The organism is Microbacterium sp. MPR-TSA4 (genome assembly GCF_058792815.1).
The window spans coordinates 47,413-58,952 of sequence record NZ_JBXAFF010000020.1; the positions used below are offsets into that span (position 1 = coordinate 47,413).

Genomic DNA, 11,540 nt, shown 5'->3' on the forward strand with positions numbered 1-11,540 from the left:
CTTTACTTATGCGCATAACCTTCGTCAAGACAGTGTCCCGCGAAACACCATCGACGCACCGAGACACCACGGCGCGCGGCGTTTCTCGGTGCGAGAACGGTTTCTCGCCGACAGAGCGGCGAGCCGCTCAGTCGCGCGGGGCGTGCGCCTCGAGGAACTCGTAGAGGTCGGTCGTGTCGACGCCCGGGAACGAGCCGGTCGGCAGGGTCGCCAGCAGCGTCCGGGGCGTGCGGACGTTGGGCCAGGCCTGGTCGCGCCACTGCGACTCGAGCTCGGCGGGAGCACGGCGGCAGCACACCTCGACGGCATGGCGCGAGACGCCGCGGTTGGTGGTCTCGCGCCCGACGAACCACTTGGTGTCGTCGAAGCGCACCCCCACCGACACCGAGTGCGCGCCCTCGCTCGAGGCCTCCACGCGCGCGGTGCACCAGAACGTGCCGTTGCCGGTGTCGGTGTACTGGTAGTACGGGTTGAACTTGTCGGGGATGTCGAAGACGACCCGGCTCGTCCAGCGGCGACAGCACATCTGCCCCTCGATGGCCCCCAGGCGGTCGGAGGGGAAGTTCACGTCGTCGTTCTCGTACGCCTTCGTGATGGTCCCCGACTCGTGCACCTTCAGGAAGTGCACCGGGATGCCGAGGTGACGCGTGGCCAGGTTGGTGAAGCGGTGCGCCGCGGTCTCGTACGACACCGAGTACGCATCGCGGAGGTCCTCGATCGACAGCGCGCGGCGCGACTTCGCGTCGTGGAGCACCGGGACCGCGTGATCCTCGGGGATCAGCAGCGCCCCCGTGAGGTAGTTCGTCTCCACGCGCTGGCGCAGGAACTCGGCGTACGAGCGCGGCTCGGCGTGGCCGAGGATGCGACTCGCGAGCGCCTGCAGCACGGCCGTGCGCGAGTCGCCCTTCGCGGGCACCGTGCTCGAGAGGTACAGCCGCCCGTGCTTGATGTCGGCGACCGACCGCGTCGACGCCGGCAGGTCGGCGACGTAGTGCAGGGAGAAGCCCAGATGGGCGGCGATGTCCGACGCGGTGCGCTGCGTGAGCGGACCTCCGGGGTGGTCGACGGCGCGCAGGATGCCGCGGGCGTGCTCCTCCAGCTCGGCGAAGTAGTTGTCCTGCCGTCGCATGAGGTGGCGCAGCTCCACGTTCGCCCGCCGCGCCTCCTCCGGGGTGGCGGAACGCTCGTCGCCGAGCCGCTCGATCTCCCCCTGCAGCGCGAGCAGCGCCCGCAGGGCGTCGTCGGGGACCGACTTGCCGATGCGGAACGGCTCGATGCCGAGCGCCCGGAACGTCTGGCCCTTCATGGCGCGCTCGAGGGCGATCTCGAGGGTGGCGCGCTCGTCCAGCGGCTCCGCCTCGAGGAGCTGGTCGACCGTCGCCCCGAGGGCCTTCGCGATGGTGCGCAGGAGGGTGAGCTTGGGCTCGCGCTTGCCCGTCTCGATCATCGACAGCTGGCTCGGCGCGCGCTCGACGGCCGCCGCGAGCTCGTCGAGGGTCATGCCGCGGGCGGTGCGCAGCTGCCGGATGCGCCGGCCGATCGTGAGGGCGTCGGCCTCGTCGTCGGCGGCGCCCGAGAGGTCGGCGAAGGGAACATCGACGTTCGTCATGTCCGGGATTGTGTCACAGAACGTGAACTTCGATCAATCTTCACATTCGATTTGGTTACTCCTGGCCTCAAACTTCACCCACAGTGGAGACACGAGCCACCGCCGGCCCCGCCCCGGCATCCGATGAAGGAGAGCACCATGACGATCCAGGCCACCCCCGGTCAGCCGCCCCTCCGCGCGGGCGACCAGACGCAGACCGCCGCCGAGCTGCAGGAGATCTGGGACACCGACCCGCGCTGGGACGGCGTCGAGCGCACCTACACCGCGGAGGACGTCGTCCGCCTGCGCGGCAGCGTCCGCGAGGAGAACACCCTCGCCCGCCGCGGCGCGGAGAACCTCTGGAACCTCCTGCACACCGAGGACTACATCCGGGCGCTCGGCGCGTACACCGGCGGTCAGGCGGTGCAGCAGGTGCGCGCGGGCCTGAAGGCCATCTACCTCTCCGGCTGGCAGGTCGCCGCCGACGGCAACCTCGCCGGGCAGACCTACCCCGACCAGAGCCTCTACCCGGCCAACTCCGTGCCCGCCGTCGTCCGCCGCATCAACAACGCGCTGATCCGCCAGGACCAGATCGAGCACACCGAGGGCACCCTCACGCAGGACTGGCTGGCGCCCATCGTCGCGGATGCCGAGGCCGGCTTCGGCGGCCCGCTCAACGCGTACGAGCTCGCCCAGTCGCTCATCCAGTCGGGTGCCGCCGGCATCCACTGGGAGGACCAGCTCGCCAGCGAGAAGAAGTGCGGCCACCTCGGCGGCAAGGTGCTGGTGCCCACGCAGCAGCACATCCGCACCCTGAACGCGGCTCGGCTCGCCGCCGACGTCGCCGGCGTGCCGACCGTCATCATCGCCCGCACCGACGCGCTGGCGGCCGACCTGCTCACGAGCGACGTCGACCCCCGGGACCAGGAGTTCACGACCGGCGAGCGCACGAGCGAGGGTTTCTACCGGGTGCGTCCGGGCCTGGAGGCGGTCATCAGCCGCGGCCTGGCCTTCGCCCCCTACGCCGACCTGCTGTGGGTGGAGACGGGCGAGCCCGACATCGAGCTGGCCCGCGCGTTCGCGAGCGCGATCCACGAGCGGTTCCCCGGCAAGATGCTCGCCTACAACTGCTCGCCGAGCTTCAACTGGAAGCGCCACCTCAGCGACGAGCAGATCGCGACCTTCCAGCAGGAGCTGGCCGACCTGGGCTACAAGTTCCAGTTCATCACCCTCGCGGGCTTCCACGCCCTCAACTACTCGATGTTCGATCTCGCCTCCGGCTACGCCGAGCGCGCCATGAGCGCGTACGTCGAGCTGCAGGAAGCCGAGTTCGCCGCGGAGGCCCGCGGCTACACCGCCACCAAGCACCAGCGCGAGGCGGGCACCGGCTACTTCGACGTCGTTTCCACGGCGCTCAACCCCGACAGCGCGACCCTGGCTCTGGTGGGATCCACTGAGGCCGAACAGTTCCACTGAGCACCCAACCCCACACGACACAGAAAGAGCAGGGCCATGACTCCCACCGCCACGGGCACCGCGCCCGCATCGACCATCACCATCACGGGACCGATCCGCGACCGCTACGACGAGATCCTCACGCCCGCGGCGATCGCGTTCCTCGCAGAGCTGCACGTCCGCTTCGCCGGCCGCCGCCACGACCGGCTCGCCGACCGGATGCGGCGCCGCTTCGAGATCGGCAACGGGCACGACCCGCAGTTCCGCTCCGACACGGCCCACATCCGCGAGGACGCCGACTGGACGGTCGCCGGCGCCGGCCCGGGCCTGGAGGACCGCCGTGTCGAGATCACCGGCCCGACCGACCCGAAGATGACGATCAACGCGCTCAACTCGGGGGCGAAGGTGTGGCTGGCCGACCAGGAGGACGCCACGAGCCCCACCTGGCGCAACGTCATCGAGGGTCAGCTCTCCCTGTTCGACGCGATCCGCGGGCAGCTGTCGTACACGAGCCCCGAGGGCAAGGAGTACCGCGTCACCGCCGAGCGCACGCCCACGATCGTGATGCGCCCGCGCGGCTGGCACCTGGTGGAGAAGCACATCCGCTACACCGACCGCGCCGGCCGCGACCTCGCGGCATCCGGTTCGCTGGTCGACTACGGCCTGTACTTCTTCCACAACGCGCAGCGCCTCATCGACAACGGCGTGGGCCCCTACTTCTACCTGCCGAAGATCGAGTCGGCCGAAGAGGCGAAGCTGTGGGACGACGTGTTCACCTTCAGCGAGGAGTACATCGGCATCCCGCACGGCACGATCCGCGCGACGGTGCTGATCGAGACGCTGCCGGCCGCGTTCGAGATGGAGGAGATCCTGTTCGAGCTGCGCGAGCACGTCGCGGGCCTGAACGCCGGGCGCTGGGACTACATCTTCTCGATGATCAAGAACTACCGCGGCCGCGGTGCGCGCTTCGTGCTGCCCGACCGCAGCCAAGTGACGATGACGGTGCCGTTCATGCGGGCCTACACGGAACTGCTCGTGAAGACGTGCCACAAGCGCGGGGCCTTCGCGATCGGCGGCATGAGCGCGTTCATCCCCAACCGGCGCGACCCCGAGGTGACCGCCCAGGCGTTCGAGAAGGTCGCCGCGGACAAGAAGCGCGAGGCCGGCGACGGCTTCGACGGCACGTGGGTGGCCCACCCCGACCTGATCCCGGTGGCGCAGGCGGAGTTCGATGCGGTGCTCGGCGCGCGCCCGAACCAGATCGACCGCCAGCGGCCCGAGGTGAACGTCCGGGCATCGCAGCTGATCGACGTGCACATCGGTCTGCCGGTCACGGCGGCGGGCGTGTACGGCAACGTGTCGGTGGCGATCCGCTACATCGAGGCGTGGCTGCGGGGCCTCGGCGCCGTCGCGATCGACAACCTCATGGAGGATGCCGCGACCGCCGAGATCAGCCGTAGCCAGGTGTGGCAGTGGATCCACCAGGACCGCACCACCGACGACGGCACCCGCATCACGCGCGAGTACGTGGAGGGCCTCATCGAGCGGGTGCTCGGCGAGGTGGAACGGCGCCCCGTCTCCGCCGAGGACCGTGGCGACCGGTTCGACGACGCGGCGGCCATCTTCCGCGATGTCGCGCTGGGCGAGGACTTCCCGACGTTCCTGACGCTCGGGGCCTACGCCGACTACCTGACCGACGAGGACTGAGCGTCGGAGGCGGGGGCGGATGCCGCGGCATCCGCCCCCGTCTGCGTGCGTCCGCCCTGGGCACGGTCGATCACCGCCGCGAGCCAGACCGCGCCGAACCCGATCACGGCGGTCATCGCCTGCGTGATCAGGGCGATCGCTCCGCTCGGGAAGCTGTGCTGGGTCATGACCGGCGTCACCAGCGCGGGGATGATCGCGAGGACCAGCACGATCCACGACAGGGGGTGGCGTCCCCGGGCGATCAGCCAGCCTCCGACACCGGCGATCAGCATCACCATCGCCTGGTTGAGGACGAAGCGCCAGACGTCGGCCGGCTCGACGAGGTTCCCGCCGGCGCGCTGGAGCCCGAAGGTGGCCCACAGCAGCAGCACGACGGCGGCCAGCGTGAAGGCCCCGAGGCGCCGCCACCCCGACGTGGGCAGCAGGACGATCGCGGTGAGGATCGCACCGAGCACGAGGAGGAACTGCGCGGCGTTCAGGAAGGGGATGTCGGTGGCGATCGTCCCCGCGAAGCTCTCCGACTGCACGATCGCGGAGAAGTCGGTCGCGACCCCGAGGTAGACCCCGAACATCATCAGCACGATGGCCGCCCCGTAGCGGGCGGCGCCGTCGAAGCGGAGAGTCGGAGCCATGGGCAGAGAGTAGCCGACATCCTCCCTACAATCGGGGGATGGAAGGCGGACGGGGCCCGGATGCCGGGACGAGCCGGCGCGAGTTCCTGCGCCGCACGGGGATCGGCGTGGCGGGGCTGGCGATCGGCGGCTCCGCGGCGGCGGCGGTCACGACGGCCGCCACGGTGCACCCGCCCGAGTTCACGCCGCTCGCCCCGCGCCACGCGCCGGGCTTCGATCACGTCGTGGTCGTGATGTTCGAGAACCGCAGCTTCGACAACGTGCTCGGACACCTCTACAGCGCGCAGGAGAAGTCGGCGGGCGAGTTCGACGGGATCGCGCAGGGCGCGTACGCCAACGCGGGACCCGACGGCGTGCCGGTTCCGGCGCACATCTACGCCGGCTCCACCGACGCGATCATGCAGCAGCCGCAGCCCGACCCGGGCGAGACCTACCCCCACGTGAACACGCAGCTGTTCGACGTCATCGACCCGCCGTCCAACGCGGACCTGCGGACGCACCCGCTGTCCGATCCGTTCAACGCGCCGCCGGCTGGCATGCAGCCGACCAACAGCGGGTTCGTCACGGACTACATCGTGAACTTCCGGCTGAGCATGCGACGGGAGCCCACGGCCGAGGAGGTGGCGGTCGCGATGGGCGGCTTCGCCCCCGAGATGCTGCCGGTGCTCTCGACCCTCGCCCGCGAGTTCGCGGTGTACGACCGGTGGTTCGCGGCCGTGCCGTCGCAGACCTTCTGCAACCGGTCGTTCTTCCACGCGTCGACGTCCCACGGGTTCGTCACGAACCACGACGGCGACGACTACGAGAAGTGGATCGAGGCGCCGGCGACACCGACGATCTTCAACCGACTGGAGGCGGCCGGCATCCCGTGGCGGGTGTACTACGACCCGACGCAGCTCGTGTCGCTGACCGGGATGCTGCACGCGCCCGTGCTGGAGCAGTACTGGAAGACGCACTTCCGGGACATGCGCCAGTTCTACGCCGACGCCGCGCAGGGCACGCTGCCCGCGTACTCGTTCATCGAGCCCCGCATGATCTTCAACCACAACGACATGCATCCGCCCTGGGGCGAGCTGCGCGACGGCACCCTGACCCTCGACGACGGGTCGACGCTCGAGATCGACAACAGCGCCGTGTCGGATGTGCGCGCGGGCGACAAGCTCATCCAGGACGTCTACGACGCGATCCGCACGAGCCGCACCCGCGGCGGCTCGAACGCGATGAACACGGCCCTGGTCATCACCTTCGACGAGCACGGAGGGACCTTCGACCATGTGGCGCCGCCCGCCGCAGCTCCGCCCGGATCGGGCGAGCCCGGCGAGATGGGCTTCCGCTTCGACCGACTCGGTCTGAGGGTGCCGGCGATCGTCGTCAGCGCCTACACCGCCGCGGGAACGGTCATCCACGACGAGATGCACCACGGCTCGGTGATCAACACGCTCTGCCGCCTCCACGGTCTCCGGCCGCTGACCGCGAGGGATGCCGGGGCCAACCCCGTCTTCAACGCGATCAATCTCACGGTGCCGCGCCAGCCCTACACGTGGCCGCAGCCGTCGTCGCTGTGGCGACCGCCCAACCCCGAGGCGGTCGCCGAGCAGACCACCGCGACGCACAAACGGCGGCCGCTCACGTCGCCCGCGCGCGGACTGGTGGGGCTGCTGATGTCGCGCTTCAACCGCGACGCCGTCATCCCCACCACCTACGGCGAGGCGTTCGACGCGCTGGTGGAGCACGGCGACGGACTGTTCGGCACGACCGACGCGGAGGTGCGCTGACCGTCGACGGAGCAGGGTTGACAGGTATGGCTAATGTCATTAGCTTTAGGGCTATGGAAACAAGCCCGAACGACACCGCCGCCGCCGCGTTCGCGCGACTCGGCATCCATCACCTGCGCCGCCCCGAGGGACGCGTCGCCTACCGCCTCACCGGAGAAGGACCGCTGGTCGTCTGCGTCCCCGGGATGGGCGAGATCGCCGCCGCGTACCGCTACACCGTGCCCGCGCTCCGCGCCGCCGGCTTCCGCGTGGCGGTCATGGACCTGCGCGGCCACGGAGACTCCGACGCCACGTTCTCCGCCTACGACGATGCGGCCGCCGGAAGCGACGTGCTCGCGCTCATCGCGCACCTGGGGGCCCCGGCGGTCGTCGTCGGCACCTCGATGGCGGCGGGCGCCGCGGTGTGGGCGGCGGCCGAGTCGCCCGAGGCCGTCCGCGCCCTCGCGCTGATCGGCCCGTTCGTCCGCAACGCCCCGACGAACCCGGTCGCCGCCGCACTCTTCCGCCTGCTCATGCAGCGCCCGTGGGCGCGCGGCGCCTGGCTGGCCTATCTCCCCCAGCTCTACCCGGGCCGCCTCCCCGCCGACTTCGCCGCGCACCGCGACGCCATCCGCGCGGCGATGACGCGACCGGGGGCGACTGCGGCCTTCGTGCGCACCACGCGGACCGACCACACCCCGGCGGAGGAACGCCTGCCCCGGGTCACGGCCCCCACGCTGGTCGTGATGGGAACCGCCGATCCCGACTTCCGCGACCCTGCGGCGGAGGCAGCGTGGGTCGCCGAGCGCCTGAACGCCCGCGTGGAGCTGATCGACGGGGCCGGGCACTACCCGCAGGCCGAGGATCCCGAGAGGGTCACCCCGGCGCTCGTCGCTTTCTGCCGCGAGGTGACGGGTGCCTAGGGCCGGGCTCACCCCCGACGCCGTGGTCGCCGTCGCGCTCGAGGCGATCGACGACGTCGGCAGCGAGGCTCTCACGCTCGCGGAGGTCGCCGCGAGGGCGGGTGTCAAGGTCCCGAGCCTGTACAAGCACGTCGCCTCGCTCGAGGTCCTGCGCACCGCCGTCGCGACGGCGGCGACCCGCGAGCTCGCACACGAACTGCGGATGTCGGCCGTCGGCGTCTCCCGGGCGGAGGCGCTCGACCGGCTCTGCCGCACCTACCGGTCGTATGCGCTGCGGCATCCGGGGCGCTACGCGGCGACCCAGCGGGCGCCGCTGCCCGGCGAGAGCCGCGACGACGCGCACGCGCGCGCCGCCGCCGAGGTGCAGGAGGTCGTCTCGGCGACGTTGCGCGGCTACGACATCGCCGACGACGATCAGCTCGTCGACGCCACCCGCGCGCTCCGCGCCGCGCTCCACGGGTTCTGCGCGCTGGAGAACGGCGGCGGGTTCGCGATGCCGGTCAGCGTGGAGCAGAGCTTCGCGCGGCTGATCGCCGGGCTCGATCGGATGCTGTCGACCTGGTCGAGCTGAGAGCTCTCGCCGGGGGCGGAGTCACTCCCGTCCCGGATCGATCGGCGCGAAGCGGCCCAGACCGCCTCCGCCGACGAGTCGCGACGCGGCGAGCGCGCCCGCGACGGCCAGGAAGATGGGCAGGAGCAGGGTGAAACCGGTGCCCGTGAACTCGATGATCAGCGCGATGGCCGTGAAGGGCGCCCTCATGTTGGCGGCGAGGAAGGCTCCCGCCGCCACGATCGCCAGGGCGGTCGCGTCGGCGCCCGGCCAGATGAACGCCCACCCCGCCGCGGCCGCGGCGCCGAGCGACGCACCGATCGCGACGGACGGCTGCAGGGTGCCGCCGATCGCACCCGAGCCCAACGAGATCGCCGTGACCACGTACTTCAGGACCGCCAGAGCGAGCAGCAGGAGCGCCGGCTGCGTGAGATCGAACCCGGCCGTCGCCAGCGCCCGGCCGTTGCCGAGCAGCAGGGGGAAGAACGAGCCCACGACGCCCACCGCCGCGAACGTCAGCGGGAGGACGAGCAGCAGCCGCCACCCGGTGGGTCGCCGGCGCGACAGTCGTGCGGTGACCGCGGAGAAGCTCGTCGCCCCCCAGCCCATGAGGGGGCCGATGAGCAGCGCCGCCACCAGCAGCGAGGGGTTCACCTCCACCGGGGCCACCTGGTAGAGCGATCCGTCGGCCACCAGCGGACGGGCCACGAAGGTGGCGATGGCACTCACCGACAGCGCGACGACGGCGGCCCCGGCGCTGAACCGCGCCAGCAGGATCTCGATCGCGAACAGGGCGCCCGCGAGGGGGACGTTGTAGACGGCGGCGAGACCCGCGCCGGCTGCCGACGCGATGAGGATGGTCCGCCAGCGCGCGTCGATGCCGAACCACCGCACGAGGGTGGAGCCCGCCATCGCGGACAGCTCCCGCGGCGCCACCTCCTTGCCGATCGAGGCGCCCAGACCGACCGAGGTCACCTGGATGACGGTGTCGGCGAGCGTCTCCCACACCGGCATCCGCGTGCCCGCGACGCCCTCCTCGACGCTCGCGATGCGCCGGCCGAACCGGCGCAGCAGGTACCAGCCCCCGGCGGCGATGACGCCCGCGGCGGTGAGGCTGACGATCGGGAGCCACCAGGGCGAGGGAAGGGCCAGGCCGTCGAGGAAGGGGCCTTCGGCGCTTCCCCACACGAGGTGCTCGACCGTGTGCACGATCCACACCAGCAGGAGCACGGCCACTCCGGTCGCAACGCCGACCGCGGCGGTGGCGACGCCCAGCCGGACCAGCGCCCACAGACCGGCACGGCGGGCGCGCGAGCGCTCCCCACGCGGCCGCGTACGGGCCGTCACGGCGCCGCCATCGGCGCCAGCCGCACCTCGACGCCGCGCTCACGAAGCTCCGCGGCCGCCACCTCGTCGAGCTCGTCATCGGTGACGACGACGTCGAAGGCATCCAGCGGCGCGACCTTGAAGCGCTCGCTCGCACCGTACTTGGTGCTGTCCGCGACGAGCACGCACACCGACGCGGCGTCGAGCACGGCGCGCTTGAGGGTGACCTTGTCCAGCTCCGGGGTCGTGACGCCGTGGGTCGTGTCCCACGCGCCCGTGCTGAGGAAGGCGACGTCGACGGCGAGCGCGCCGAGGGTCGCGGCGGCCAGCGGGCCCGTCGCGGATCCGCTGGCGGCGTCGACGGTGCCGCCGGTGTGGATGGTCTGGATCGAGGGGTAGTCGCGCAGCGTCGCGATGGCGAAGAAGTCGTTGGTGACGACGGTGACCCCGCTGCGCAGCGCCAGATGCGGCACGAGCGCCTCGCAGGTGGTCCCGGCATCCAGGAAGACGACGCTGTCGTCGACGACCAACGCGGCCGCCTCGCCGGCGATGGCCTTCTTGCGGGGAAGCTCGAGCACGGCGCGCGAGGTGCGCTCCCGAGGCGTCTCGGTGCCGGCGCGCTCCGTGAGGCGCACGCCGCCCTGCACCGACACGACGCGTCCCTCGGATTCGAGCACGACGATGTCGCGGCGCACCGTCATGTGCGAGACGCCGAGGAGCTCGGCGAGATGGCGGATGCTGAGGGCACCGGCGCCGCGCAGCAGCCGCAGCAGCTCGTGCTGACGCTGCTCGGGGATGAGGGGCGGATCGCTGGCCATGTCGTCTGATTCTAGGGCGGTCCCGCGACCGCCCGCGGTACACGCACGTTCGAGATTGTTACTACATGTGAATTCTTGTGCTACCGTGTGCATCGATGTTACGCAAACACGAAGTCCTCCACGCCATCGCCGACACCGGCGCCCTGCTCATCATCCGCCTGGACTCGGCGGACGAGGCCCTCGCCGTCGCGCGGGCAGCCGTCGCCGGCGGCATCCGCGCACTCGAGGTGACGCTCTCCGTCCCGAGCGCCTTCGATGTCATCCGCACGCTGTCGCAGGAGTTCGCCGACGACGGCATCGCCGTGGGGGCGGGAACGGTCCTCGACGAGCAGGCGGCGTTCACGGCCATCACCGCCGGAGCCCGGCTGCTCGTGAGCCCCAACCTCAACCCGCAGATGATCCGCCTGGCCAACCGCTACCAGGTCGCCACGATCAGCGGCGCCTTCACGCCGACCGAGTTCGTCCAGACGATGGAGAGCGGCGCCGACATCGTCAAGCTGTTCCCCACCGAGATCGCCGGCCCCGACTACCTCCGCACGGTCCTGGCACCGCTGCCGCAGACCCCGGTGCTGCCGGCCGGCGGCGCGACGGTGCACAACGTCGGCGACTGGTTCGACGCCGGAGCCCTCGCCGTGGGCGTCGGCTCGGCCGTCACCAAGGCGGCGCGCGCCGACGGCGACTACCTGCGCGTGACCCGGGCCGCGACCGACTTCCTCGACGCGATCCGCGACGCGCGCCACTGACCCGTCCCCCGCGGGCCCTTCCCGCGCGGGCGACGCCGCCCGTC

At 71.4% G+C, this 11,540-nt stretch carries 10 protein-coding genes; 6 read left to right on the top strand and 4 right to left on the bottom strand.

Translation table 11 applies throughout. The annotated features are described in order from the left end of the window. Window positions 1–127 precede the first annotated feature (127 nt). Window positions 128–1,609, bottom strand: coding sequence for a helix-turn-helix transcriptional regulator (locus AC1Q49_RS09965; protein WP_101305740.1), 1,482 nt, complete (start codon window positions 1,607–1,609; stop codon window positions 128–130). Between the two features lie 138 nt (window positions 1,610–1,747). On the opposite strand from AC1Q49_RS09965, the gene aceA reads away from it, so the two are divergent. Next, the gene (gene aceA / locus AC1Q49_RS09970) at window positions 1,748–3,064 is read left to right on the top strand and encodes an isocitrate lyase (RefSeq protein WP_060960402.1); all 1,317 of its coding nucleotides are present in this window, start codon (window positions 1,748–1,750) and stop codon (window positions 3,062–3,064) included. Between the two features lie 36 nt (window positions 3,065–3,100). Then, window positions 3,101–4,750: a malate synthase A gene (gene aceB / locus AC1Q49_RS09975; protein ID WP_492491931.1), complete on the top strand. Its 1,650-nt coding sequence runs from the start codon at window positions 3,101–3,103 to the stop codon at window positions 4,748–4,750. On the opposite strand, the gene AC1Q49_RS09980 is transcribed toward aceB, so the two are convergent. Continuing rightward, window positions 4,729–5,382, bottom strand: a complete 654-nt coding sequence (locus tag AC1Q49_RS09980) for a hypothetical protein (protein ID WP_492491933.1) — start codon at window positions 5,380–5,382, stop codon at window positions 4,729–4,731. The two genes, aceB and AC1Q49_RS09980, sit on opposite strands and share 22 nt — an antisense overlap. Before the next feature lie 38 nt (window positions 5,383–5,420). Between AC1Q49_RS09980 and AC1Q49_RS09985 the strand changes: the two genes are divergently transcribed. From AC1Q49_RS09985 to AC1Q49_RS09995, 3 genes are read left to right on the top strand one after another with little or no spacing between them, the layout of a single operon-like run. Beyond that, the gene (locus AC1Q49_RS09985) at window positions 5,421–7,157 is read left to right on the top strand and encodes an alkaline phosphatase family protein (RefSeq protein WP_492491935.1); all 1,737 of its coding nucleotides are present in this window, start codon (window positions 5,421–5,423) and stop codon (window positions 7,155–7,157) included. A gap of 53 nt (window positions 7,158–7,210) precedes the next feature. Next, window positions 7,211–8,059: an alpha/beta fold hydrolase gene (locus AC1Q49_RS09990; protein WP_492491937.1), complete on the top strand. Its 849-nt coding sequence runs from the start codon at window positions 7,211–7,213 to the stop codon at window positions 8,057–8,059. Beyond that, window positions 8,052–8,630: a TetR/AcrR family transcriptional regulator gene (locus AC1Q49_RS09995; protein WP_101305736.1), complete on the top strand. Its 579-nt coding sequence runs from the start codon at window positions 8,052–8,054 to the stop codon at window positions 8,628–8,630. The genes AC1Q49_RS09990 and AC1Q49_RS09995 overlap by 8 nt, the downstream gene beginning before the upstream one ends. 21 nt (window positions 8,631–8,651) lie before the next feature. Here the strand turns inward: AC1Q49_RS09995 and AC1Q49_RS10000 are convergent, their stop codons facing one another. Together AC1Q49_RS10000 and AC1Q49_RS10005 are read right to left on the bottom strand one after the other, a co-directional pair. Further along, a complete protein-coding gene (locus tag AC1Q49_RS10000) occupies window positions 8,652–9,956 on the bottom strand; it encodes a chloride channel protein (RefSeq protein WP_101305735.1) in 1,305 nt (434 codons plus the stop codon). Beyond that, on the bottom strand, window positions 9,953–10,753 hold the full coding sequence (locus AC1Q49_RS10005) for a DeoR/GlpR family DNA-binding transcription regulator (protein WP_061782311.1): 801 nt from the start codon (window positions 10,751–10,753) through the stop codon (window positions 9,953–9,955). Before AC1Q49_RS10005 ends, AC1Q49_RS10000 begins: the two co-directional genes overlap by 4 nt. 95 nt (window positions 10,754–10,848) lie before the next feature. On the opposite strand from AC1Q49_RS10005, the gene AC1Q49_RS10010 reads away from it, so the two are divergent. After that, complete coding sequence (locus AC1Q49_RS10010; RefSeq protein WP_060960385.1) at window positions 10,849–11,496, top strand: bifunctional 4-hydroxy-2-oxoglutarate aldolase/2-dehydro-3-deoxy-phosphogluconate aldolase; 648 nt, start codon at window positions 10,849–10,851, stop codon at window positions 11,494–11,496. Window positions 11,497–11,540: the final 44 nt, after the last annotated feature.